The sequence below is a fragment of the Pannonibacter phragmitetus genome (assembly GCF_050510895.1).
GTDB lineage: Bacteria > Pseudomonadota > Alphaproteobacteria > Rhizobiales > Stappiaceae > Pannonibacter > Pannonibacter phragmitetus_B.
The window spans coordinates 28,523-51,892 of sequence record NZ_JBNINT010000001.1 but is presented as its reverse complement, the minus strand read 5'-3'; the positions used below and the strand labels follow the sequence as shown (position 1 = coordinate 51,892).

Below are 23,370 nucleotides of genomic sequence, written 5' to 3'. Positions count from 1 at the left end.
GCACTGTTCCAACCGGCAATTCATTCACCGCCCGACACTCTGTCTCTGGTCAAAGCCTCTATCTGGACCGGTTCGCTCACCTCAATCAGAGGGCCGTCCCTGTCCTGCAAAATTCCTCTCACCCGGACCCAGGCACCTTCCAGCGCCTCCGGCGCAATCCCTTTGGCAGCAAGTTCGGCATCCAGCCGGGTGTCAATTGTGACTGTAAAATCCGAAGCCCAGTGACGGCCAAAATTGAGATAGCGAGTCTTGCCACTTTTTCCAAGAGATACAACAAATCCTTCAACGATCGTGAAGAGCCCCGTGCGCTCCGAAAGTCCGGCCAGATCACCCGAACGCAGCCTGACGCTTTCGCCCCAGTCAGCACCGAGCTTCTTATGTGCAACGCTTTCGCGGAGCTGGAGTTCCTTCAGGCACTCAGCAGAAACCTGCGGGCTGCCATCTCCCCTGTCCTTTGCAGGCGGGAAGACGAAGGCAAGACCATCAGCCAGAAGCCGGCCCTGAAGCCAGCCACCGGGCGCTTCCACCTGCGCCGCCTCACGGCCCCACCGGTCATTCGGGGCGGTATCGCGGATTGTCAGCTCTGTTCCCGGCGCCAGCATATCCTTCAGGGCATCACGGCCGGACGGCGCCAGCCAGACGCCCGTCAGCACAATGCGGCGTCCATCCTCAAGCGTCAGCTCACCAGCATCCGAAACAGACGCAAGCCGCACGGCCTCAGCCTTGTCTGCACTGCCATGGCAGGTCATTTCGGACGGCAGTCCGCCGGCCTGCGCAAGTGGCGCAACAACAGGCTGCAACAACAGGCCCAGCCCGCAGACAAGCGCGCCTCGTCCTGCCCGGCACCAGGCATGATCTCCCAGCCGCATCACCCCACTCACCTGCATCTGCCCTCCAGCCCACGAATATGCCGCCAGCCACGCATACCTGCAGCACAGACCGGCAATACGCCTGAAAACAACCGCGTATCCGGACAATGCATGCCTGTCCGTTACGCGAGGAATACGGCCCATAAATGGCGGAAAAGGCACAAGATTTGAGCAGTGCGCGACAACCTGTAACAAGCCCCCCAGGTTCCGGGCGCGCATTCATTTTCGACTGACGGTTTTCAAGGCTGACGGAAGCTATCCTGAGAATACTCAGGCACCGCACAGGCCGCCCAAAGCCCCTGAAAGAAGCTCATTCAGAGTTGGTCTCGGCCGCAAATCATGCTATGCGCATCCCCGGCTGGTCCCGTAGCTCAGCAGGATAGAGCATCAGATTCCTAATCTGAGGGTCACAGGTTCGAATCCTGTCGGGATCACCATTTTTCAGACAATTCAGACTGCTCTTTCGCCCTGGCCTAGCTAGTCTCGGCCATTTGCAAGACGTTGACTTGTATAGATCCCCGGCACCAGACCGAGGATGACGATGGAACGGCTGCAGGTCTATGGGCAGACTGGATGCCTGCCCAGGCTCATGACCTCACACCTTCACCCACGCCCCTGCCTTGTCCGATGCAAACAGCGCGTCGAGGATGACCATGTTCTGGATGGCGTCTTCGGGGCCGTAGGGGAACGGGGCTTCGCCGAGGATGGCACGGCCGAAGGCGTCGATGAGTTCGGCGTATTGATCGGCAGGCTCCGCCTCGATCCGCTGTGCGGCGGCATCGGCGAATTGGGAGCCGTCATCCAGCAGCAGGGACACGGACCCGCCCTGCGGGGCGTTGTAGGGGATGGTGATTTCCAGTCGCTTCTTCGTGCCCACAAGCTGCAGCCGCTGATAGGGCGTGAGCTGGGTGGCGACGGTGAAATCGAGACGGCGGCCACCGCCAAAGTCCAGAATGCCGCTGGAAAGGCGGTCCGTACCAAAGGCCGGGTCCCGGTCGATCATCGACAGAGCGCGAACCGGCTCGGCCTCGAAGAAGAAGCGGCCAGCCACCATCGGATAGCAACCGATATCGAGCAGCGCGCCGCCGCCGATGTCAGCCCGGTTGCGGATGTTGTCCGGGTCGGCGTTGAAATAGCTGAAAAAGGACTGGATGGCCCGCAGCTCGCCAAGCTCGCCCGAGCGGACGATCTCGCGCGCCTTAAGCCACTGCGGATGCCAGCGCACCATGAAGCCCTCGGCCACCAGCGGACCGGATTTGGGCAGAGTGAGCAGCTGGCGCGCTTCTTCGGCATTGAGCGCCATCGGCTTTTCGCACAGGACGTGCTTGCCGGCTTTCGCGGCCTCGAGGGTGAGCGGCACATGCAGGTGGTTCGGCAGCGGGTTGTAGATGGCGTCGATGTTCGGGTCAGCCAGCAGGGCCTCGTAGCTGCCATGTGCCACCTGAATGCCGAGCTGGTCTGCGGTTTCCTGAGCCTTGGCCGCATCGCGTGAGGCAATGGCCACCAGCGAGCCGGTGCGCGATGCGCGAATGCCGGGAATCACCTTCTCACGGGCAATCTTTGCGGTGGACAGGACACCCCAGCGGATGGGCCGTGAAACCAGAGACATGACGTACGCTCCTCAACGTATGGATGGCCACTCTCCCAGCGGCTGCGAAAGAGTGAAATGGCGGGACCGGCAGAGTGGCAGGCTTTGCGGCCGAAGGCCAGAGGCATGAGCCGCAAAACCTGCCCAAACTGTGCCGCTCTCTCAGTAACGCTTTGGTACGTAAAGCTCTTCCGGCAGCGTCATGCGCTCGTAATCCGGGTTGAATACGCGGTCCGGCAGCTTCACCGGATCATGCGGGATCTCCTCATAAGGCACCATGGACAGAAGGTGCGAGATGCAATTCAGCCGCGCCGCCTTCTTGTCGTTGCCTTCCACGATGAACCAGGGCGCCTCAGGAATGTTGGTGCGGGCGAAGGTCTCTTCCTTGGCCTTGGTGTAGGACTCCCACCGCACCCGCGACTGAAGGTCCATCGGCGACAGCTTCCACTGCTTCAGCGGATCATGGATGCGCATGAGAAAGCGCAGCTGCTGCTCCTGATCGGTGATGGAGAACCAGTATTTCACCAGCTTGATGCCGGAACGCACGAGCATGCGCTCGAACTCGGGCACGTCGTGGTAGAATTCCTCCACCTGATCATGGCTGGCGAAGCCCATGACGCGCTCGACACCGGAGCGGTTGTACCAGGAGCGGTCAAACAGCACCATTTCACCGGCAGCCGGCAGGTGCGGCACGTAGCGCTGGAAATACCACTGACTCTTTTCACGTTCGGTCGGGGCAGGCAGCGCCACGACGCGGGCGACACGCGGGTTAAGCCGCTGGGTGATGCGCTTGATCACGCCGCCCTTGCCGGCTGCATCACGGCCCTCGAAAATGACGACGAGCTTGTAGCCGGTGTGCTGCACCCAGTCCTGCATCTTCACAAGCTCGGCCTGGAGGCGCAACAGCTCGTGGAAATAGATCTGACGCTCCACCGTGGACTTGTGTTTCAGCTCGGAAATGAACGCGAGTTCGCGGGCCAGCTCCGGTGACATGAGCTGGTCATCGATTTCCATTTCCAGCTCTTCGTCCAGGCTGTCCAGCCATTCCGCCTGTGCCCAGCTCATTTCCTGCTTTTCGTCCATGACCGTCCCGTCTCCAGCTCCGGCGGCGCCGCCGCCCTTGATGCCGGCAAACTACACGCGGATTGCGACAGATTGCCGAAGGTCCCGGATCCATGTGGTGATTTTTATGGAAGCCGGAAGATGAGCCGGAAACGAAAACGGGCGGCAATGCGCCGCCCGTCCTGACTTTCTGAACCGCTTTGCAAGATCAGAGCTTGTCGGTCACCACCGTGGTGGTGGCGCCGGAGGGCTCCTTGGTGATGACCGGGTCGGAGCCGCCGGAGAGCAGCGACTTCACGGTGCGCTCATAGGCGCTCATGTCGAGCTTGCCGTCCGAGCCATCCACCAGCTTCACCACTTCGCCAACCATGCGCTTCTGGTGCTTCTCGGTCTGTGCGCCGGTCGCATCGTTCTCCAGAACGATATCCGCCGCTTCATCCGGGTTCTCGGTTGCATAGGCCCAGCCCTTCATGGAGGCGCGCACGAAGCGGGCATATTTATCCACCATGGCCGGATCCTTCAGGCTGTCCTCCAGCACATAGAGCCCGTCTTCCAGCGTGGCGACGCCCTGATCCTCATACTTAAAGACCACCAGATCCTCAGCCGGAATACCGGCATCGATGACCTGCCAATACTCGTTGTAGGTCATGGTGGAGATGCAGTCCGCCTGCTTCTGCAGCAGCGGATCGACGTTGAAGCCCTGCTTCAGCACGGTAACGCCATCCGGTCCACCTTCGGTGGGCATGTTCAGCTGGCTCATCCAGGACAGGAACGGATATTCGTTGCCGAAGAACCAGACGCCCAGCGTCTTGCCCTTGAAATCGGCGGGAGAGGTGATGCCGGTTTCCTTGCGGCAGGTCAGCATCATGCCGGACTTCTTGAACGGCTGGGCGATGTTGACGAGCGGCACGCCCTTCTCGCGCGAAGCAAGGGCGGAAGGCATCCAGTCGATGATGACATCAGCGCCGCCACCAGCAATCACCTGCGGCGGAGCGATGTCCGGGCCGCCGGGCTTGATGGTGACATCAAGGCCTTCAGCCTCGTAGAAGCCCTTGTCTTTGGCCACATAGTAGCCCGCAAACTGGCCCTGCGTCACCCACTTGAGCTGCAGCGTCAGCTGGTCCGCCGCATGGGCCGCGCCCGTGGTGAGGGCTCCGGCCAGCATGGTGGCGGCGGCGAGGGCCTTTACTGCGAAATGCGCCATTCCCCTTCTCCTCTTGCATGCCCGGAGCTGAGGCTCCGGTCTCTGGAAGTGTCATGCAGGAGCAGGCGCGGCAGAGAAAAATCGGCCAGCCGGTTGCCGGTGGCGCGTTCCCCCGTATCCTTCGCCTCCCCTCCGGGCCCGTTTGCCGGGCCATCTTCTTGTCGTCACCTGACCAATTGGTCAAAAAGCCTAGGAAACCTGCGGCCTTCCGGTCAAGGTGATTATTTACGCAGCGGCGGCTATTTTCTGACCAGCCGCAAGGTCAAGAGTGCGCGGCTTTCTAGGCCGGGTCAAAGGGATTCCATCTCCGCAATTGGATGGATTGCAGGCAAGCCACTGTCATTTTATGTTCATATGAACGTCGCTCGCGGTTCATATGAACGGAATATGGGAGAGAAACCGCTTGGTGCACATGGCCGGATAATGGCCGGTCGCCGGGCGTGATGGGCGGCAACCAGAGTGGTGACAGGAATATGCTCGGTCAGCAGGACTTAAGCAACAGGCAATCCGAGATTGCCGATCTGGTGCAAAGCCACGGCTTCATGTCGGTGGAGAACCTTGCCGAACGTTTCGACGTGACGACCCAGACCATCCGGCGCGACGTGAACCGGCTGTGCGAGCTGGGCATCCTGCGGCGCACCCATGGCGGGGTGGAACCGCCGGTGCCAGGCGGCAACGTGCATTACAGCACCCGCCGTATCATGAACCTGCCGCAGAAGCGCCGCATCGCGCGCATGGTGGCGAGCATGATCCCGAACGGCGCATCCCTCGCCTTTTCCATCGGCACCACGCCGGAACTGGTGATGCAGGAACTGGTGCGCCACGAGGGGCTGCGGGTCTTCACCAACAATCTCTATGTGGCAGTAACAGCTTCAGAGAATCCCGGCTTTCACGTCACCATTGCCGGCGGGCGGCTGCGCTCGGGCGACAGGGACGTGCTGGGCACGGTGACGCAGGATTTCTTCGCCAGCTACAAGGTGGATTACGGCATCTTCGGCGTCGGCGGCGTGGATGAGGATGGCACGCTGCTGGATTTCACGGAAGAGGAAGTGGCAGCGCGGCAGGCGATCCTCGCCAATTGCCGCAATTCGCTGCTGGTGCTGGACCAGAGCAAATTCGGCCGCGTTGCCCATGTGCGCGGTGGCCACCTCAGCCATGTCAGCCACGTGGTCTGCGACGGCCCGATCCCGGACGCCCTTGTGCCCTTGCTCGAAGCCTCGGGAACGCAACTGGCCGTCTGTCCGCCGGAAGAAGACTGAGCGGGTCAAGCCCGTGCGGCGCTTGAGCAATTTCAAGGCGTGATGCGTCAGCATCTCAGCGCCTTGGTATAACTGCCTGCCTGTGCGCCCGCGATTACCGCAACGGACTTCAGCACCATGAAGCAGGGCACATCCGGCGCAAGCTCCAGCTTTGCCGCGGAACGGGCAGTGATGCGGGCGAGGAACAGCCGCGAACCTGAGGCCAGTTGCACCAGCATGCTGCCGGTTTGCGCCTCCGTCAGACCGGTTACCTTAGCAGGCAGCACGTTGAGCGCTGACAGCCCCTGCGGCACCTGACGGGAGAGAAGAATGTCCTCTGCCTCGATGCGCAGCCGCACCCGCTCGCCCGGACCCGCCGCAAGACGGGGCAGCAGAAGACGGCTTTCGGCCCCCTCACCATCGGGCAGGCCAACTTCCGTCAGACCATCTTCCGTATGGGCGCGGACAATCCCCTCCAGCAGCGCCCCGGCACCTGATGGCCCCAATGCGGAAAGGGATTGCGGGTCAGCCAGCACATCGCCCGGCGTCCCGGCATGGCGGACACGGCCCGCCTCCATCAGCACCACACGGGAGGCTAGGCGGGTCACCTCCGCCAGCGAATGACTGACATAGAGCACCGGCACATCGCTGGTCCGGGTCAACCGCTCCAGATAGGGCAGAATCTCCGCCTTGCGCGCTTCGTCCAGCGCGGCCAGCGGCTCGTCCATCAACAGAAGACGCGGGCGGGAGAGCAGCGCCCGGCCTATCGCCACCCTCTGCTTTTCACCGCCCGAAAGCGCCGCCGGACGGCGGGAGAGCAGTGGGGCGAGCCCAAGCAGTTCGACAATCCTGTCCAGCTCCACCGCCCTGCCGCCTCCGTTGAAGGCATGGCCATAAAGCAGGTTCTGCCGGACGGTGAGATGCGGAAACAGGCGCCCTTCCTGAAACACATAACCGATGCGTCGCCGGTGCGGCGGAATGAAGATGCCCGAAGCACTGTCCCACAGCACCTCCCCATTCAGCCGCACATGACCGGCATCGGGCCGCAGAAGACCGGAAACGGCCTGCACCAGCGTCGTCTTGCCCGACCCTGAGCGGCCAAACAGCGCCGTCACCCCGGCACCGCCGGTGAAGGCCGCATCCAGCGAGAAGCCCGGAAAGGCATGACGGATGGAAACATCAAGCGTCATCGGCCGGAAATCCTGTGGGCGACCCGTGCGGACACGAATTCGGACAAAAGCAGCGCCGCCATGGCAATGGCGATGGAGACAAGCACAAGCCGGAAGGCAGAAGACTCGCCATCCGGCACTTGCAAAAAGGCATAGATGGCGGAGGGCAGCGTCTGTGTCTGGCCGGGGATGTTGGAGACAAAGGTGATGGTGGCGCCAAACTCACCCATCGCCTTGGCAAAGGCGAGAATAGCCCCGGCGATGATGCCCGGCAGGATCAGCGGCAGGGTGACGGTGAAAAATACCCAGAAGCGCGAGGCACCTAATGTCGAAGCCGCCTCTTCCAGTTTCACGTCCACCGCCTCGATGGACAGGCGCATGGCCCGCACCATCAGCGGAAAGGCCATGACCGCTGCAGCAAGAGCAGCTCCCGTCCAGCGGAAGGCAAAGACAAGGCCGAAGGCTTCCTCCAGAAAGCTTCCAACCGGGGCCTTGCGGCCAAAGGTGATGAGCAGCAGATAGCCGGTGACGACTGGCGGCAGGATCAGCGGCAGATGCACAAGGCCATTGAGAAGCTGCCGCCCGTAGAACCGCCCCCGCGCCAGCGCGAAGGCGGCAGCAAGACCAAAGGGCAGGCTGACCAGCGTGGCCCAAAAGGAAACCTGCAAGGAGAGCGCAACAGCACGCCATTCCTGCGGACTGAGCCATTCAGTCATTTCAACTCCGTCTGCCCGCGCCTGCCCTGCAGGGATTGCCGTCCTGTCACTTCGCCAGAACGGTGAAGCCCTCAGCCTTGAACACGGCGCTCGCCTGCTCGCCCTTCAGATAGGTGAGAAAAGCCTCTGCCCCGTCACGGGCGGAAGCGGTGAGCCCCGCCGGATAGACAATAGGCTCATGGCTGCCTTCCGGGAAAGTACCCACGATGCTGACCTTGTCATCGGCGGCTGCATCCGTGCTGTAGACGATGCCGAACGGCGCTTCGTCCCTTGCAACGAGCGCGAGCGCGGCACGCACATTGTCAGCCTGCGCCACCTTGGGCTCCACCGAGGCCCACAGGCCCTGCGAGGTCAGCGCCGCCTTGCCATAGACACCCGCTGGAACGCTGTCCACCAGCGCCATGGCCAGCTTGCCGTCGCCAATCATGCCGGAGAGATCCAGCGCCGGGGTGATCTCCACCTTCGGCGCATCGCCGCCGTGGGCGATGAGCACCAGCGTATTGCCAAGCAGGTTCGACCGGCTGCCCGCCTTGATGAGGCCTGCCTTGTCCAGCTTGTCCATCCAGTCCGTGCTGGCGGAAATGAAGATATCCGCAGGCGCCCCTTGCTCGATCTGCTTGGCCAGCGCCGAACTGCCTGCATAGGACACCGTGACAGGTGCACCGCCGCCCGCCTGATAGTCCGCCGCGATCCGGTCCAGCGCCGTCTTGAGGGAGGCAGCCGCAAACACCGTCACCTCCTGCGCCTGCGCGGCAAGGCTGGAGAGGGACAGGGCAGCAACGGCGGCCACGGTGAGCATGGCACCACGCAGGCGCCCCGCCTTGCTGCGGCGAAGATGGGTGGTCATACGTCTCTCCCTGACAGACAAAAGGCAGCGGTCAGCTGCCCGCCGTTATGTTCTGCGGAAAACATCGCAAAGCTCACCCTCCGAGGCAAGCGTTATTTCTCAGCGGGAATATCCCTCAAGAGGGCACAGATGGCGTCAATCTCAGGCGCGCCTTCTTGCGCGAGCCGCTCCACAAGGCGGTGATAGTTCGCCAGAACCAGTTCCCCCGCTTTGGTCAACCGCGCACCGCCACCCTTTGCCCCGCCGCGTGCGCTGTCCACCAGCGGCTCGCGGAAGGCAGCATTGAGATGCTCCACCAATTGCCAGGCGCGCTTGTAGCTCATGCCCATGCGCCGGCCGGCCCCGGCGATGGAGCCTTCCTCACGGATCAATTCCAGAAGTTCGGCCTTGCCCGGCCCCAGCATCGCGTCATTGCCGAAGACCAGCCGCAGCCGGAGGCGCGGCCAGGGCTCATCAGATGCAGTCACGGCAGCATCAGGGGCGGTGGCGGAAGGATCATCTTGCATCATCCCGCCACCCTGCAAACCGCCCGCCGCTTTGGCAAGAGGAAAGCTGCCCGTCAGCTCTTGAGACTACCGATAATCTGCTCCCGCTCGCTGCGGGATTTCGCCATGCGCTGACGTGCGGCCGCGGTCAGTTCAGGACCGGCGGCGGCTGGTGTGCCTGCATCAAAGGGCGGCGCGGGCGCGTATTCGATGGCGAGCTGGACAGTTTTGGCCTCGTCCTCTCCAAGCAGTTCCGCCACCACGGTCAGGCCGAAGTCGATGCCGGACGTCACGCCGCCTGCGGTGATGATGTTGCCGTCGCGCACACTGCGCCCTTCCTGCGCGGTCGCGCCCAGGAGCGGCAGAAAATCCATAGCATTCCAGTGGGTCGCGGCCCTGCGGCCTTCCAGAAGGCCAGCTGCCCCCAGAACCAGCGAACCGGTGCAAACCGAGGTGACATAGCGGGCACCAGCCGCCTGCCGTCGGATGAAATCCAGCACCTCTTCGTCCTGCAACAGCGCGTTGACGCCCGCACCGCCGGGCACGCAGATCACGTCCAGCTGCGGACAATCTGCAAATGTCATGTCCGGAATCAGCTTCAGCCCCGTGGCCGAAGTGATGGGCTCGAGTGTCTTCCAGACAAGGTGAACCTTCGTGCCCGCAGCGGAGGCGAAAACCTCATAAGGGCCGGTGAGGTCCAATTGCTGGACAGCGGGAAAAGCGAGAAGGCCGATCTGCAAGGTCATGGCTAGGCTCCTGTTGATTTCCGCAGGATAACAGTCCACCCTCTGGCGTGATTGCCAATTACCCCTCGCTTTCCGCCAGAGGTGCAGATGCGGATCGAAGTTCTGACCTTTGACAGAAGCCAGCTTCTGGATGTCACCGGCCCGCTGCAAGTCTTTGCCTCCGCAAATGATCAAGAGCGGCTGAAAGGCAGGCCCGCGCCCTATGACCCCGTTGTGGTGAGCCCGCCGGGCGGGAAATCACCTCTTCCGGCCTTGCCATTGGCGCAATGCCGCTGCCAGACCCGGCTATGCCGCTGGACACGTTGATCGTCGCGGGCGGCTGGGGCGTCTCCGATGCCTGCAAGGACGAAAGTCTGCTGGACTGGATCAGGCAGCGGGCAATCACAGCCCGGCGCACGGCTTCGGTGTGCAGCGGCGCCTTTCTGCTTGCCTCTGCCGGATTGCTGGACGGGCGTAAGGCGGTGACCCACTGGCAGCGCTGCGATGAATTCCGCCAGCGCTTTCCGGCCGTGAAGCTGATGCCCGACCCGATTTTCATCGAGGATCGCGGTATCTGGACCTCGGCGGGCGTGACCGCAGGGATCGACCTTGCGCTGGCCATGGTGGAGGCTGACCTTGGCCGCAGCCTTGCGCTGGCGGTGGCCCGCCAGCTTGTCGTCTTCCTGAAGCGGCCCGGTGGCCAGTCGCAGTTCAGCACCGCGCTCACCTTGCAGGACAACAGCCAGAACAACAGCCAGAACAACAGCCGGACAGGCGCCGGGCGCTTTGATGCGTTGCATGGCTGGATCATGGAGAACCTTGCCCGCCCGCTGACCCTCGAAGACATGGCGGAACAGGCAGGCATGAGCAGCCGCAGCTTTTCGCGCCATTATCTCTCCGCCACAGGCCGCACCCCGGCGCGGGCGCTGGAGCATCTGCGGATGGAAAACGCCCGCCGCCTCTTGGAACAGGGCGCACCGGTGAGCCAGACCGCCCGGCGCTGCGGCTTCGGCACCGAGGAGACCATGCGCCGCAGCTTCCAGCGGCATCTCGGCATCAGTCCGCAGGATTACCGCCAGCGTTTTTGCGCCAGTGCCTGATCGGTACACAGCCGCTCACATTCCAGTGCAAGGCAGCCCACGGGCTGGGCAAGCGGGGTGGGACACTCCATATTGCATCCGAGGCCTTGTGAAGGCACCCCTTTCCCGCCTGACATTCAGGAGTTCATCCATGACACGATACGAGAAGTCGCCCGATGCCATTTCAAAGCTGACGCCCGAGCAATACCGCGTGACCCAGCAGAACGGCACAGAGCGGCCGGGTACGGGCGAATATCTCTACAACAAGGAGCCGGGCATCTACGTGGACATCGTCTCCGGCGAGCCGCTGTTTGCCTCCTCGGACAAGTATGAATCCGGCTGCGGCTGGCCAAGCTTCACCAAACCCATCGAGCCGGCCAACGTGGCGGAGTTGCATGACACGTCCCACGGCATGATCCGCACCGAGGTGCGTTCAGCCCATGGCGACAGCCATCTGGGCCACGTGTTTCCCGATGGCCCGCGCGACCGGGGCGGCCTGCGCTATTGCATCAACTCGGCCTCGCTGCGCTTCGTGCACAGGGACGACATGGAGCGGGAGGGCTATGGCGCCTATCTCGACCAGGTGGAGGAGATCTGACGATGACAGAGAAAGCCATTCTGGCAGGCGGATGCTTCTGGGGCATGCAGGATCTGATCCGCAAGCTGCCGGGCGTCCTCTCCACCCGCGTCGGATACACCGGCGGGGATGTGCCCAACGCAACCTACCGCAATCACGGTACCCATGCGGAGGGGATCGAAATCATTTTCGACCCGCAGCAGATCAGCTACCGGCGGATTCTGGAGTTCTTTTTCCAGATCCACGACCCGACCACGCCCAACCGGCAAGGCAATGACGTTGGCATGTCCTACCGTTCGGCCATCTACTATCTGAGTGATGAGCAGAAGCAGACTGCAATCGACACTGTAAAAGATGTCAATGCATCAGGCATATGGCCCGGGAAAGTGGTAACGGAGATCGAACCTGCCGGTGACTTTTGGGAAGCCGAGCCGGAGCATCAGGACTATCTTTTGCGTTACCCGAATGGATATACTTGCCACTATCCACGGCCCAACTGGGTCCTGCCCCGCCGCCCGGCTGGGACATGACGATGCTTTGCATCGGGCACAGTGACAGTGCCCGATGCCCCGCCCCTTGCTTCCGGAATACCCATGACCGAACCGCTTTTCCGCTTTGACAACAGCTACGCCCGTGACCTTGAGGGCTTCTATATTGTTCAGACGGGAGCACCGGCTCCAGCGCCGCGCATGTTGAAGTTCAACGCGGAACTGGCGAAGACGCTGGGTCTGGATGCTACGCGGCTGGCAGGTGGCGAAGGCGCACAGATCTTCTCGGGCTCCATGGCGCCGGAAGGCGCGTCTCCACTGGCGCAGGCCTATGCCGGGCATCAGTTCGGCGGCTTCTCGCCGCAACTGGGTGATGGCCGGGCGCTTTTGCTGGGCGAAATCCTCGACCCGGACGGAAGACGTTTCGACATTCACCTGAAGGGCTCCGGCCGGACGCCCTTCTCCCGGGGCGGCGACGGCAAGGCCGCCGTTGGCCCGGTGCTGCGGGAATATGTCATAGGCGAAGCCATGCATGGGCTCGGCATTCCGACCACGCGGGCGCTGGCGGCTGTGGCAACCGGAGAACCCGTGCTGCGGGACAGCGTTCTGCCCGGTGCCGTGCTGGCGCGGGTGGCCTCAAGCCACATCCGGGTGGGCACGTTCCAGTTCTTCGCCGCGCGCGGCGATATTGCCCGGCTGAAACGGCTGGCCGCCTATACGATTGCCCGCCACGACCCAGACCTTGCCCCGGATGGTCAGGTGACACCGGAAGCTGCGCTTGGCCTTTTGGACCGGGTGGTCCGGCGGCAAGCCTTCCTGGTGGCGCAATGGATGCTGGTTGGCTTCATCCACGGCGTGATGAACACCGACAACATGACCATTTCGGGCGAGACCATCGACTACGGCCCCTGCGCCTTCATGGAAGGCTATGACCTCAGGACCGTGTTCAGCTCCATCGACACCCATGGCCGCTATGCCTATGGCAACCAGCCGGCCATCGCTCAGTGGAACCTCGCCCGTCTCGCCGAAGCTCTGCTGCCGCTGATGGGCGATGATGAAGATGAGGCCATTGGCAAGGCAGGTGCCTGCGTCAATGGCTATGCAGATCACTTCCAGACCGCCTGGCTCAACGGCGCGAGGGCAAAGCTTGGCCTTGCCTCCAGCGAAGAGGGCGACGAGGACCTGGTCAAATCGCTGCTTTCTGCCATGAGCACGCCGCAGGGCGCGCCGGGCCAGCACGCAGCGGATTTCACCGGCACCTTCCGCGCGCTCTGCCGCTTCGGGGATGAGGAGAGGCTGCCCTCGCCCCGCTCTTCGGCGGCACGGAGCGTATCGCAGACTTCGTGCAGGCCTACACGGCGCGCCTTGCCCGCGACGGCATGGCACCCGCGCAGCGCCGGGCAGCGATGGAAGCCGTAAACCCCATCTACATCCCGCGCAATCACAAGGTGGAAGAAGCCCTCTCCGCCGCCACAAGCGGCGATCTTGAGCCCTTCGACAAGCTGGTGGAAGTTGTCTCCCAGCCCTTCACCGAACGTCCGGGCCTTGAACCCTTCGCCGAACCCGCCCCCTCCAGCTTCGGCCCCTACCGGACGTTTTGCGGGACGTAACGGGGGAAGGCAGCAGGTTACCTCCTCCTCTCACCCCAGCGGCGCAAAGCTCAGCCCACCGGCATAGCGGCTGACCGGTCTGCCCTCGCCATCCAGCAGCAGCAGGTGCAGCCAGCGCTGGTCGAACAGGGCCCCCACGCCGGGATGGCGGGAGAGGATGTCCAGCACGGCCTGTTCCGGTGCTTCCACCATCACGGTCAGCCGCAGCGGCTCGTGCATCAGCTTTTCCCCGTCATGCACCGACTGCCAGGTAAGACCGGTGCGCAGCAGGCCGCCGTTGCCTTCCACCACGCCCATGCCGCCAGCGGCATTGTGCAGCAGCTTGTTGCCGGCGCCGAAAAGCTGCGGCACCACGGCTGAGCCGTAATATTGCAGACTGATCCAGCTGGCGACGACAACCGGCGCGGTGAGGATCAATTCCAGCACCCGGAAACCTTCGTCCTTTTCTGCCACATAATCGTGCAGGAATACCCGGCCGCCGAGATCAGCCCCGGCGCTGTGCTGGCGCGGGGCGGCGATGAAGGCGGCACAGCCCGCAAGGCCCCATTCAGGCCGGGTCTGTGCCCAGTCCCGCGCCCGCGCGCCCATCGCCTGCTGCCGCTCGGCACCCGGCAGCTTCTCTGCCCGTTCCGCCCGAGCCAGAGCCCCGGCCGATGCCAGCCATTGCTTCAGCTGTGCCAGATCCTCCACATGGGCAGATGCATCTACATCGCCCTCATAAAGGGTGACGCCATCGGAGGCGGTGTCATGCAGCCCGGCGAGGAACAGGGTGTCCTCAGGAATGCAAATACCTTCCCCTGCCAGTCCCGTCCGCACCGCCGGATCATTCAGAAGCCCCGCCAGAAGCCGGGCATTGACCTCGCCGGAATGGCCGCCACAGGCGCCGCATTGCAGGGCGCTGGAATGCAGGTTGTTGCGCACATCCGAACCATGGCCAGCTATCAGCACGATCCGGGCAAAACCTTCCGTCAGCGACATGGCCCGCAGCACCGTGGCCGCCGTTGCAACCGCCTGATCCGGTGCCAGCGGCGGGTCAAACCGGGGTGCTGGCGTGGTATCGGCCGCAGCCTTTGCCGGCAGCAGCGCATCCTTGATCAGCTTGGCCGCATAGAGCGGGCCCGCCGCTTCGACAAAGGCGAAGGACGACACCGCCGCCTGCCGGAACCGGCCAAAGGCCCGTGAGGCACGAGCCGCAATCCGGCTGCTCCGGTCTGCCTTTTCCGCGCCTTCCGGCGTCGAGCAGGAAAACCGGGCTGGCTGCAGCAGCACAGGCAACCGCTTTTCCGCCCGGCTTGATGCAAAGCCCCGGTGGCTGGTGCCGATGCCGAAGAACCCTGCGAAGCCAAGGGTCCGGATGGCAGGGTCAAGCGACTCCAGTGCCCGCCGGAATACTTCCGAACGCACGTCGATGCAGAAGGCAGCCTGCACGGCGGGCCGTTGCACGGCGCAAGAGGCAATTGACGTTTTGCGGGCGGCCAGCTTGCCAGCCAGCTTCCGCTGAGCCGCCCGCTCAGACGCTTCCTGCAGCACCGCATCAATGATCATGTCTTCAGAGGGCACGGCAGGCTGGGCATGGATGGCAGCGGTCTTGCTCCATTCGGCTAATGCAGCCACACCCTTGCTCCCCTGCCCGGCCAGATGCAGGAGCAGCGCCTCCTCCCACACCAGCCGGATGGCCAGCAGATCTATGAGCGTGGCATCCGTGCCGCCGGCAAGCTCTGCCTCCCACAGCCGGTAGCGGGCAGCCTGCGCCCAGCCGCCAAGGCCAAGCAGCAGCTGATGGAAATAGCTTTCCAGCGCCTCACCCGTCAGCCCCAGCGTCGTCACTGCCCGAACGAGTGCGCCCTGCGCCGTATCCGGTGCGGCGGCAACAAAGGTACCAAAGCCGGTCAGCCCCATGATTTCAGGTGTCAGGTCGTGCGAGCCGTTGAGCTGCCAGCTGGCATAAACAGAACGCCCCTTCGCCAGCGGCCAGAGTGCCTGCCCCTCATCAAACAGCGCTGCGCAGAAGGCGCCCATCCGGTCGCTCACCAGCGCCTCGAAATCCCAGTCCCCCAGCGCCGTTGCGAGTGTGGCAACTGTTGGCAGAGCCTGAGGCCCGGCAGGCTCCGCACCCAGCCGGGCGATGACCGCCCCGGCATCAAGAGCCAGAGGCTCCGGGCTTGCGGCAAGCGCCTGAGCGATGTCATCGCGTGTCAGATCACCATCTGCAAGCTTTGCCGCGAAAATGCTGCGGGGCGGAGTAATGCGCACACCAGCCAGCCGGCCCAGCCGGGCGGCGGTCTGGGCAAGGGTCAGCCCCGTCTGGCCGAGGAACGGATTCACGGCAACGGTTGCCGCCAGCGGAAAGGCAGGCGGGATCTGCCGCTGGGCGGCCTGCGCAGCTTCCATTATGGCGGCGAGCGGCAGGGCGGGCGATGTGTTTCCAAGATGGGCGGCTTCAGCCGGGTGCATGTGCAGAGTCATTTCAGGTCTCCCGTTCGGAGAGAAGGACAAAGGGCATCAACAGGTCAGGAGCGCAGGGCAGGACGTGCGAGCCAGCGGTCCAGCAGCGCATTGACGTAAAGCCCGTTGGCAAGATGCACCCTGAGGCCAGCGGCAGCCGGGTGCGCGGCCCAGAGCGGGAACATCGCCTGCGTGACCGCGATCACCCCAAAGGTTGCCAGCGACAGCAGCAGAAGGGCGGTTTCCAGAGGGCTGGGCTGCGGCACCGGCGGCAGGGTGCCGCCGTAGATGGCTGTGGCCACACCATGAAAGGCGAAATAGGCCGCAGCGGTAGCCAGCGAGGCGGCAATCGTGCGCAGCATCAGACCGCGCGGCGCGGCACCGGCAAGGCCCTGCGCCATCAGATAGGCCACACCGAAGATGAGGATCACGCCAAGAGCCAGCGCCTGCGGCGGCTTGTCCGCCCAGCCGAAGGCCGCAGCCGCCAGGGCATAGACACCCACCGCCAGCGCAAAGGCCCGCCCCACGGCTTTTGCTTCCGGCACAGCCACAGGCCCCGGCCTGGAGGCAGCGATCACCGCTTCCACCGCGGTGCCGGAAGACAGGAAGGCATGGGCCTTGTAGAGCGAGTGCGCCACGATGTGCAGCAGCGCCAGATGGAACAGGCCGAAGCCGCATTGCAGGATCATGAAACCCATCTGCGCCACGGTGGACCAGGCGAGTGCAGTCTTGACGAGCGGCTGCGTCAGCATCACCAGCGCACCGAAGAGCGCCGTGAAGCCGCCGATCACCACCAGAAGCGCCAGCACGCCGGGACTGAGCAGCATCACATCGGCAAAGCGCACCAGCAGGAAACCGCCCGCATTGATGACGCCCGCATGCAGCAGGGCAGAAACCGGGGTCGGAGCTTCCATCACTTCCGTGAGCCAGCCATACAGCGGGAACTGGGCCGACTTGAGGCAGGCAGCAAGGGCAATGAGAGCCGCCGCCGCAACCGCCAGCGTGCCGCCTTCGCCCATCCGGGCCTCAGCCAGAATGGCGGCGATATCGCCTGTGCCATAGGTGAAGCCCAGCGCGAGCACGCCAGCCAGCAGTGCCGCATCGCCCGTCCAGGCGCTCAGCCGCTTTTTCGCCAGCGCCTTGGCCACACCGGGCCGTTCCGGATAGAACCGCAACAGCCGCATCAGTGACTGGCTGGCCATCACCCAGGCGAGCCAGATCTGCGCCAGCGTGGCAGCAGAGACAAGCAGGATCACCGCAGCGAGCGTCACACACAGCCAGCCGGTGAAGGCTCCTTGCCGGGCTTCTCCATCGAGATAGCTGCGCGAATAACGCAGCACGATCCAGCCGATGAAACTGACCAGCACCAGCATGGTGACCGAAACCGCATCCAGCCGCAGGCCCGGCATGAGAAGATCCGCCAGCGGATGCCCCGTCTGCACGATGACCTGCTGCGGGCCAGTCACGAGGAAACCAGCCAGAGCCGCCAGCGCCAGAAGGAACGTGCAAAGCCCCGCAAGCTCGGCAAGGCGCGGCAGCGGATGAGGACGGCGGCCGGGCATGAAGGCAGCTGCGGTGGCGGCAATCGCCAGCAGGGCGGCGGCGGCAGCCACGGCCAGCACGGCATGCGGGGCGGCAGACACAAGCACAGCAGGCAGGGGTGCAGCAGGCAGAAGCGCGGCGGACATCTCAGGCATCGGAACCTCCGGGTTACTCGGATGCCGCTGGTGGTATCAGCCTGAGAAATTCAATAAAAATACATTGTTTATACGTTTTCGTTCTATAAAATAGAACTATGCCTGACCTGAACTATCATCACCTGCGCTATTTCCGCGCCGTCGCCCATGACGGCAACCTGACCCGCACGGCGGAGCGGCTGAACCTGTCGCAGTCGGCCCTGTCCGTGCAGATCCGGCAGCTGGAGGAGAGGCTGGGTCATGCCCTGTTCGAGCGGCGCGGACGCCAGCTGCATTTGACGGAGGCCGGGCGGATCGCGCTGGATCATGCCGATGCCATCTTCTCTGCCGGTGAGGAGTTGATCGCCACCCTGCGCCACACCGGCACCACCCGTCAGGTGCTGCGGGTGGGCGGCATGGCGACACTGTCGCGCAACTTCCAGATTGCCTTCCTGCGCCCCGTGCTGGGGCGGGCGGATGTGGAAGTCGTTCTGCGCTCTGGCTCACCTGCGGAATTGCTGCATCAGCTGGAGACGCTGAACCTTGACGTGGTGCTTCTGACGCGCCCGCCAGAGAACAATGCGGACCTGCCCTTCATCGCCCACAAGCTGGCAGAACAGCCCGTCAGCCTGATTGGCAAGGCAGATGCGGAAACGGCGGGGCTGAGCCTTGGCGAACATCTCTCCCGCTCGCCACTGATCCTGCCGACACGGGACAGCAGCGTACGAACAGGCTTTGATGCACTGGCCGCAAGGCTTGATGTCAGCCCGCAGATCGCCGCCGAAGTGGATGACATGGCGATGATGCGTCTTCTCGCCCGGGAAGGGCTGGGCCTTGCCATTATGCCGCCCATCGTCGTGCGGGACGAACTGGCAAGTGGCCTCCTGCGCGAGATTGACCGGTTGGAGGGGCTGACGGAAAGCTTCTACGCAGTCACCCTGTCGCGCCGCTTTCCCAATCCTCTTCTGCGCGATCTGATCACCGCCCGGCCCGGCGACTTTGCCGCCGGGAATGATGCAGACTGATCTTAGAAACTGTCCCGCACCTTGAGGTGCACATGACTGTGGCTTGAGCCATCGCCATGCTGATGCACCTCCTCTTCCTCGCTGATAGGCACAAGCGACAGCGCACCGTGGCGAACGCCCCGTTCGGTGAAGAGACCATTGGCGTAGTTCTCGACCGTCTCCACCGGCCCGCGCATCACCGCTACTTCCACCGCCACCGTATGGTCCAGCGGCACGGAGAGGGCCGCAACGGCCATATGGTGATGCTCGTGACGGGATTGAGGCACCCTGCGGCCAAGGTCGCGCATCGACAAATCCACCGTATAGCTGATCACGCCGACGCATTGCGCATCGCCCGCAGCCTTGCGCGCCAGCCCGCGTCTCAGAAGATCGCGCAGGGCTTCAGAGCGGTTGGTCGCACCGGAACGCGCCATGAAGGCGTCCAGCTCGTCCAGAAGATCATCCTCGATGCTGATCGTGATCCGCTGCATAACCCCTCAACTCCGCACAGTGACTATTCATGCCGTCTTTTTAGGCAAGACAGCATATCAAACAGACTTGCACCGGTTTGCCACCAATTGCAGTATGAAAAAATAACAGTATTTTCATACCGCTCAGGATCTCTCCCGAATGCGTCTGCGCAGCTGCCAGTTTGCCACCGCCTCTGCTTTCGCTTTCGGCCTGCTTCTGAGCCCCGCCAGCGTGAATGCGCAACCCGCGCCCCCGGCTCTGGTGCTGGCTGTGGGCGGCGAGCCGGAAACAGGGTTCGACCCCATTGCCGGGTGGGGCTCCTACGGCAATCCACTGTTCCAGTCCACCTTGCTGAAGCTCGATACAGATCTCAACCTGGTGGGAGACCTTGCCACCGGCTGGACGCTGTCAGCAAACCGCAAGACCTGGACGCTGACACTGCGCGACGATGCAAGGTTGCCGGATGGCACCGTTTTGACGGCAGAGGATGCCGCCTTCACTTACAACACGGCGCGTGATGCAGGCGGCGTGGTGGATCTCACCAATCTGCGCGAGGCGCGCGCCACCGGCCCCTTCACGCTGGAAATCGAACTGAAGAAACCGCAGATCACTTTCACCAGCCATCTTGCCAGCCTCGGCATTGTGCCGAAGGCTTCCTACGGCCCGGACTATGCCCGCAAGCCTGTTGGCTCTGGCCCCTTCAAGCTGGTGGAATGGCGCGAAGGCGAGCAGCTGGTCGTGGAGCCGAACCCGCATTGGCATGGCAAAAGTCCCGCATTTTCACGGGTCAGCCTTGTTTTCGGCTCGGAAGATGCCGCTGTCAGCCTCGCCCGCACGGGAGCAGCCCAGCTTGTGGCCGTGCCCTCCACGCTGGCCGATGAGGCTCCGCAGGGCATGACGGCCCTGCATCTGGAAACCGTCGACAATCGCGGTGTCATGTTCCCCATGGTTCCCGATACCGACGCGAAGACCGGTGAGGGCTATCCAATCGGCAACAGCGTGACCGCAGACAAGGCCATCCGGCTGGCTCTGAACGAGGCGCTCGACCGGCAGGCGCTGGTGGATCTCGCCCTCTCCGGCCACGGCCGCCCGGCCTATGGCCCGGCTGACAGCCTGCCCTGGGACAATGCGAAAGCCAATGTGATGGGCGCAGACATCGAAGCGGCCCGCGCCATATTGGCCGCAGGCGGCTGGCGGGACAGCAATGGCGATGGCGTTCTCGAAAAGGACGGCAAGGATGCCGCCTTCACGCTGCTCTATCCAGCTTCTGATTCCACCCGGCAGGCACTGACGCTTGGTGTCGTGGAGCAGGCCAAGGCCATCGGCATCCGCATCACTCCGCAAGGCAAGAGCTGGACCGAAATCCGCACCCTGATGCATTCCAACGCCGTGCTCTTCGGCTTCGGCTCCCACAGCCCGGCGGAAATGGAGCGGCTGAACGGCAGCGAGCATGCGGGCGCGGGCTATTACAATCCGGGCTACTACAGCAACCCGGCTGTTGACGCCGCCTTTACCAAGGCCGAAAGCGCCGGAAGCGTCGAAGCCTCCCTGCCCTTCTGGCAGGCCGCGCAATGGGACGGCGCCACCGGCTTCGGCTCCAGGGGCGATGCCGCATGGGCCTGGCTCGTCAATCTGGAGCATTCCTACTGGGTGTCGGACTGCCTCGACACCGGCCGCCCGCAAATCCAGCCCCACGGCCACGGCTTCCCCATCACCCGCAACCTCGAAGACTGGCGCTGGACATGCAAGTGAGAGCTGAACATTCCGGTCTGACGGGCAGCTTGAGAGGAAAAAGGCCCTCTGCCTTTTCCGCAGCGCCCCTCTCCCCCTCGAGGGGGAGAGGAGTTGGCGCGTGACCGAGAGTCCGCTGTAAACACTGCCACAGAGCGGGCCACTGCGGCCATGGGCAATGCCTTCGTCCCTGCAATCCGGGCAAAGGAAGGCTGCCATCATGACTGACTGGCTGCTGCCTTTGCTGCGTGACCGTTTGATCCGGCTTGCATGGATGGTGCCGGTGGGGGCCTTTGGCCTGTTTGCGCTGGTTTCTCTTGCACCCATTGATCCGGTGCAGAGCTTTGTCGGCGCGAAAATCATGCAGGTTGGACCCGGGCAGAGGGAGGCGATTGCGGCGGCCTGGGGATTGAACGAGCCCTTTGGCGAGCGGTTTCTCCTCTGGGCAGGCAACGCGCTCGCTGGCGACTTCGGCAACTCCATCACCTACAATGCACCGGTACTCGACATAATCCGCGACCGGTTTCCCGCCTCTCTGGCGCTGATTGCGGTGGCCTTTGCCTTTTCCTTCGTGCTGGGTCTTGGCCTCGGCACAGTGGCGGCGGCCACGCGCGGGCGTTGGCCGGACCGGATCATCCGGGGGTTTGCAGTGATGCTTGCCTCAAGCCCCGGCTTCTGGGTGGCGCTGCTGCTGGTGGCCGTGTTTGCCGTGGGTCTCAACTGGCTGCCTGCCTGCTGCGCCGCCCCGCCGGGGCTGCAGGCAGATGAAGCCACCCTTGGCCAGCGGCTGTGGCACATGATCCTGCCAGCCCTGGCACTTTCCATCGTTGGCATTGCGCCGCTGATCCTGCACACGCGCCAGAGCATGATTGCCTTTCTCGAAAGCCCCGCCGGACGGCATCTGACGGCGCATGGCTGGGGCAGCCTGAGGCTTGCCTTCGGCCCGGGGCTGCGCCACGCACTCGGCTGCGCCCTGACCGTGCATCTGGCCGGTGCAGGCGAGTTGTTTGGCGGCTCCGTGCTGGCCGAAACAGTCTTTGCATGGCCGGGCCTCGGGCAGGCAACCGTGCGGGCCGCAACGGGCGCAGATGCGCCGCTGCTGATCGGCATTGGCCTTGCCACGCTGCTGTTCGTCTTTGCCGGAAACCTTGCAGCAGACATTGCTGCAAGACTGCTCGACCCGCGCCTTGCAAGGAGGAACCCGGCATGAGCCTTGCCCAGACTGGCGAAGCCATTGCCCGGCAAACGGCTCCTGCCCGCCCTCGCCGCAACCGGCAGAAGCACACCACGATTCTGTGGCTCGCCGCCCTTGGGCTGATCGCCATCATCGGTATTGCTGCACCTCTGGTGCCCGAAAGCTGGCATGCGGTGAACCCGGCTGCACGCGGCCTAGCGCCATCACTCGCCCATCCCATGGGCACCGATCTTCTGGGCCGGGACATGGCAGCCTGCACACTGGCAGCCCTTGGCCGCAGCATCTGGGTAGGCTTTTTCTCTGCCGCCCTTTCAACACTGATTGCCCTCGCCATCGGTCTTGCCGCAAGCCTCGACCGGCGGGCAGACCGGCTGCTTGGCGGCGTGACTGAACTCGCGCTTGGCCTGCCGCATTTCGTGCTGCTGATCCTTGTCTGCTATGCCGCGGGCGGCGGCACCACGGGGGTGATCCTTGCAGTTTCCCTCACCCACTGGCCGCGCCTGTCCCGCGTGCTGCGGCATGAAGCGCAGACGGTGCTGACCTCGGACTATGTGATGATCTCCCGCGCCCTTGGCCGTTCGCCGGGGTGGATTGCCCGCCGGCATCTGGTGCCGCATCTGCTGCCGCAGCTGGCTAGCGGTTTCGTGCTGATCTTCCCCCATGCCATCCTGCATGAGGCGGGCCTCAGTTTCATCGGCCTTGGCTTAGAGCCGCATCTGCCCTCCATCGGCATGATGCTGGCAGAATCCCTGCGCGGGCTTATGGCCGGGAAATGGTGGATCGCAGCGGGCCCCGGCCTTGCCCTTATGCTGGTGGCGCTGTGCTTTGAACGTCTGGGCGAGCGCCTGCGCAAGGCGGCAGACCCGCGCGCGGTGGATATCGCATGAGTCTCTCGGTCATCAATCTGACGGTCAGTTTCAGCAGTGCGGATGGTCAGCCGGTGCAGGCACTCAATGGCCTGAGCCTGACAGTGGAGCGCGGCGAAGTGGCAGGGCTTGCGGGCGCATCGGGTGCGGGCAAGAGCCTCGTGGCCGAGACGCTGATGGGCCTTCTGCCGGGCAATGCGCTTGTCAGCGGCCACGTGACCGTGGACAGCCGGAAGCCGCGCCCCGGATCGCTTGCCCTGGCGCCGCAGACCATTGACGCGCTGGACCCGCTCGCCCGCATCGCCCCCAGCTTGCGCGCTTCGGC

At 63.8% G+C, this 23,370-nt stretch carries 19 protein-coding genes, 1 tRNA gene and 3 pseudogenes; 11 read left to right on the top strand and 12 right to left on the bottom strand.

Translation table 11 applies throughout. The features are described from left to right. Positions 1-20: 20 nt before the first annotated feature. Positions 21-887, bottom strand: a complete 867-nt coding sequence (locus ACQB61_RS00255; RefSeq protein ID WP_430511013.1) for a hypothetical protein — start codon at positions 885-887, stop codon at positions 21-23. 342 nt (positions 888-1,229) lie between these two features. On the opposite strand from ACQB61_RS00255, the gene ACQB61_RS00250 reads away from it, so the two are divergent. Then, a tRNA-Arg gene (locus ACQB61_RS00250) sits at positions 1,230-1,306 on the top strand. Between the two features lie 158 nt (positions 1,307-1,464). Here the strand turns inward: ACQB61_RS00250 and ACQB61_RS00245 are convergent. The 3 genes from ACQB61_RS00245 to ACQB61_RS00235 form a co-directional block, all read right to left on the bottom strand. Beyond that, positions 1,465-2,478, bottom strand: a complete 1,014-nt coding sequence (locus ACQB61_RS00245; RefSeq protein ID WP_430511012.1) for a Gfo/Idh/MocA family protein — start codon at positions 2,476-2,478, stop codon at positions 1,465-1,467. Positions 2,479-2,619: 141 nt separating this feature from the next. Next, positions 2,620-3,540, bottom strand: a complete 921-nt coding sequence (gene ppk2, locus ACQB61_RS00240; RefSeq protein ID WP_430511011.1) for a polyphosphate kinase 2 — start codon at positions 3,538-3,540, stop codon at positions 2,620-2,622. Positions 3,541-3,727: 187 nt separating this feature from the next. Next, on the bottom strand, positions 3,728-4,684 hold the full coding sequence (locus ACQB61_RS00235; RefSeq protein ID WP_430514245.1) for an ABC transporter substrate-binding protein: 957 nt from the start codon (positions 4,682-4,684) through the stop codon (positions 3,728-3,730). Positions 4,685-5,196: 512 nt separating this feature from the next. Here ACQB61_RS00235 and ACQB61_RS00230 point away from each other — a divergent pair. Next, on the top strand, positions 5,197-5,982 hold the full coding sequence (locus ACQB61_RS00230; protein ID WP_430511010.1) for a DeoR/GlpR family DNA-binding transcription regulator: 786 nt from the start codon (positions 5,197-5,199) through the stop codon (positions 5,980-5,982). A 47-nt stretch (positions 5,983-6,029) separates the two neighbouring features. Here ACQB61_RS00230 and modC read toward each other — a convergent pair whose 3' ends face one another. The 5 genes from modC to ACQB61_RS00205 form a co-directional block, all read right to left on the bottom strand. Then, positions 6,030-7,151 carry a molybdenum ABC transporter ATP-binding protein gene (gene modC / locus ACQB61_RS00225; protein WP_430511009.1) on the bottom strand — a complete coding sequence of 374 codons (1,122 nt, stop codon included), beginning with the start codon at positions 7,149-7,151 and terminating at the stop codon, positions 6,030-6,032. Then, positions 7,148-7,846, bottom strand: a complete 699-nt coding sequence (gene modB, locus ACQB61_RS00220) for a molybdate ABC transporter permease subunit (RefSeq protein ID WP_430511008.1) — start codon at positions 7,844-7,846, stop codon at positions 7,148-7,150. The genes modC and modB overlap by 4 nt, the downstream gene beginning before the upstream one ends. Positions 7,847-7,892: 46 nt before the next feature. Then, positions 7,893-8,693: a molybdate ABC transporter substrate-binding protein gene (gene modA / locus ACQB61_RS00215; protein WP_430511007.1), complete on the bottom strand. Its 801-nt coding sequence runs from the start codon at positions 8,691-8,693 to the stop codon at positions 7,893-7,895. A gap of 92 nt (positions 8,694-8,785) precedes the next feature. Continuing rightward, positions 8,786-9,202, bottom strand: a complete 417-nt coding sequence (locus ACQB61_RS00210; protein ID WP_430511006.1) for a winged helix-turn-helix domain-containing protein — start codon at positions 9,200-9,202, stop codon at positions 8,786-8,788. A 50-nt stretch (positions 9,203-9,252) separates the two neighbouring features. Continuing rightward, positions 9,253-9,924: a DJ-1/PfpI family protein gene (locus ACQB61_RS00205; protein ID WP_430511005.1), complete on the bottom strand. Its 672-nt coding sequence runs from the start codon at positions 9,922-9,924 to the stop codon at positions 9,253-9,255. 87 nt (positions 9,925-10,011) lie between these two features. On the opposite strand from ACQB61_RS00205, the pseudogene ACQB61_RS00200 reads away from it, so the two are divergent. The 4 genes and pseudogenes from ACQB61_RS00200 to ACQB61_RS00185 all read left to right on the top strand — a co-directional run bounded on the left by ACQB61_RS00200 (position 10,012) and on the right by ACQB61_RS00185 (position 13,657). Beyond that, positions 10,012-11,003, top strand: a pseudogene (locus ACQB61_RS00200) (GlxA family transcriptional regulator). 130 nt (positions 11,004-11,133) lie between these two features. Continuing rightward, positions 11,134-11,580: a peptide-methionine (R)-S-oxide reductase MsrB gene (gene msrB / locus ACQB61_RS00195; protein ID WP_430511004.1), complete on the top strand. Its 447-nt coding sequence runs from the start codon at positions 11,134-11,136 to the stop codon at positions 11,578-11,580. Positions 11,581-11,582: 2 nt separating this feature from the next. After that, entirely contained in the window at positions 11,583-12,089 is a 507-nt protein-coding gene (gene msrA, locus ACQB61_RS00190; protein WP_430511003.1) for a peptide-methionine (S)-S-oxide reductase MsrA, read from the top strand. Positions 12,090-12,152: 63 nt separating this feature from the next. After that, positions 12,153-13,657 (top strand): annotated as a pseudogene (locus tag ACQB61_RS00185) (protein adenylyltransferase SelO). 30 nt (positions 13,658-13,687) lie between these two features. Here ACQB61_RS00185 and ACQB61_RS00180 read toward each other — a convergent pair. Continuing rightward, the gene (locus ACQB61_RS00180) at positions 13,688-16,123 is read right to left on the bottom strand and encodes a YbcC family protein (RefSeq protein ID WP_430511002.1); all 2,436 of its coding nucleotides are present in this window, start codon (positions 16,121-16,123) and stop codon (positions 13,688-13,690) included. A 44-nt stretch (positions 16,124-16,167) separates the two neighbouring features. Next, the gene (locus ACQB61_RS00175) at positions 16,168-17,799 is read right to left on the bottom strand and encodes a proton-conducting transporter membrane subunit (RefSeq protein ID WP_430511001.1); all 1,632 of its coding nucleotides are present in this window, start codon (positions 17,797-17,799) and stop codon (positions 16,168-16,170) included. Between the two features lie 98 nt (positions 17,800-17,897). Between ACQB61_RS00175 and ACQB61_RS00170 the strand changes: the two genes are divergently transcribed. After that, the gene (locus ACQB61_RS00170) at positions 17,898-18,803 is read left to right on the top strand and encodes a LysR family transcriptional regulator (RefSeq protein ID WP_430511000.1); all 906 of its coding nucleotides are present in this window, start codon (positions 17,898-17,900) and stop codon (positions 18,801-18,803) included. Positions 18,804-18,805: 2 nt separating this feature from the next. On the opposite strand, the gene nikR is transcribed toward ACQB61_RS00170, so the two are convergent. Then, positions 18,806-19,273: a nickel-responsive transcriptional regulator NikR gene (nikR, locus tag ACQB61_RS00165; protein WP_430510999.1), complete on the bottom strand. Its 468-nt coding sequence runs from the start codon at positions 19,271-19,273 to the stop codon at positions 18,806-18,808. Between the two features lie 139 nt (positions 19,274-19,412). Between nikR and ACQB61_RS00160 the strand changes: the two genes are divergently transcribed. The 4 genes and pseudogenes from ACQB61_RS00160 to ACQB61_RS00145 form a co-directional block, all read left to right on the top strand. Then, entirely contained in the window at positions 19,413-21,005 is a 1,593-nt protein-coding gene (locus ACQB61_RS00160) for an ABC transporter substrate-binding protein (RefSeq protein ID WP_430510998.1), read from the top strand. Positions 21,006-21,204: 199 nt separating this feature from the next. After that, positions 21,205-22,194 carry an ABC transporter permease gene (locus ACQB61_RS00155; protein ID WP_430510997.1) on the top strand — a complete coding sequence of 330 codons (990 nt, stop codon included), beginning with the start codon at positions 21,205-21,207 and terminating at the stop codon, positions 22,192-22,194. Continuing rightward, entirely contained in the window at positions 22,191-23,066 is an 876-nt protein-coding gene (locus ACQB61_RS00150) for an ABC transporter permease (protein ID WP_430510996.1), read from the top strand. The genes ACQB61_RS00155 and ACQB61_RS00150 overlap by 4 nt, the downstream gene beginning before the upstream one ends. Further along, positions 23,063-23,299: pseudogene (locus tag ACQB61_RS00145) on the top strand (ATP-binding cassette domain-containing protein); the annotation flags it as partial. The gene ACQB61_RS00150 and the pseudogene ACQB61_RS00145, both read left to right, overlap by 4 nt. Positions 23,300-23,370 lie beyond the last annotated feature (71 nt).

Excerpts from the sequence above, each read along its gene's own strand:
- ACQB61_RS00235 (WP_430514245.1), bottom strand. The coding sequence starts at position 4,684 with ATGCTGGCCGGAGCCCTCACCACGGGCGCGGCCCATGCGGCGGACCAG.
- nikR (WP_430510999.1), bottom strand. The coding sequence starts at position 19,273 with ATGCAGCGGATCACGATCAGCATCGAGGATGATCTTCTGGACGAGCTG.
- ACQB61_RS00175 (WP_430511001.1), bottom strand. The coding sequence starts at position 17,799 with ATGCCTGAGATGTCCGCCGCGCTTCTGCCTGCTGCACCCCTGCCTGCT.
- ACQB61_RS00210 (WP_430511006.1), bottom strand. The coding sequence starts at position 9,202 with ATGATGCAAGATGATCCTTCCGCCACCGCCCCTGATGCTGCCGTGACT.
- modC (WP_430511009.1), bottom strand. The coding sequence starts at position 7,151 with ATGACGCTTGATGTTTCCATCCGTCATGCCTTTCCGGGCTTCTCGCTG.
- ppk2 (WP_430511011.1), bottom strand. The coding sequence starts at position 3,540 with ATGGACGAAAAGCAGGAAATGAGCTGGGCACAGGCGGAATGGCTGGAC.
- ACQB61_RS00230 (WP_430511010.1), top strand. The coding sequence starts at position 5,197 with ATGCTCGGTCAGCAGGACTTAAGCAACAGGCAATCCGAGATTGCCGAT.
- modB (WP_430511008.1), bottom strand. The coding sequence starts at position 7,846 with ATGACTGAATGGCTCAGTCCGCAGGAATGGCGTGCTGTTGCGCTCTCC.
- modA (WP_430511007.1), bottom strand. The coding sequence starts at position 8,693 with ATGACCACCCATCTTCGCCGCAGCAAGGCGGGGCGCCTGCGTGGTGCC.
- ACQB61_RS00180 (WP_430511002.1), bottom strand. The coding sequence starts at position 16,123 with ATGACTCTGCACATGCACCCGGCTGAAGCCGCCCATCTTGGAAACACA.
- ACQB61_RS00150 (WP_430510996.1), top strand. The coding sequence starts at position 22,191 with ATGAGCCTTGCCCAGACTGGCGAAGCCATTGCCCGGCAAACGGCTCCT.
- ACQB61_RS00255 (WP_430511013.1), bottom strand. The coding sequence starts at position 887 with ATGCAGGTGAGTGGGGTGATGCGGCTGGGAGATCATGCCTGGTGCCGG.
- msrA (WP_430511003.1), top strand. The coding sequence starts at position 11,583 with ATGACAGAGAAAGCCATTCTGGCAGGCGGATGCTTCTGGGGCATGCAG.
- ACQB61_RS00245 (WP_430511012.1), bottom strand. The coding sequence starts at position 2,478 with ATGTCTCTGGTTTCACGGCCCATCCGCTGGGGTGTCCTGTCCACCGCA.
- ACQB61_RS00205 (WP_430511005.1), bottom strand. The coding sequence starts at position 9,924 with ATGACCTTGCAGATCGGCCTTCTCGCTTTTCCCGCTGTCCAGCAATTG.
- ACQB61_RS00160 (WP_430510998.1), top strand. The coding sequence starts at position 19,413 with ATGCGTCTGCGCAGCTGCCAGTTTGCCACCGCCTCTGCTTTCGCTTTC.
- ACQB61_RS00155 (WP_430510997.1), top strand. The coding sequence starts at position 21,205 with ATGACTGACTGGCTGCTGCCTTTGCTGCGTGACCGTTTGATCCGGCTT.
- ACQB61_RS00170 (WP_430511000.1), top strand. The coding sequence starts at position 17,898 with ATGCCTGACCTGAACTATCATCACCTGCGCTATTTCCGCGCCGTCGCC.
- msrB (WP_430511004.1), top strand. The coding sequence starts at position 11,134 with ATGACACGATACGAGAAGTCGCCCGATGCCATTTCAAAGCTGACGCCC.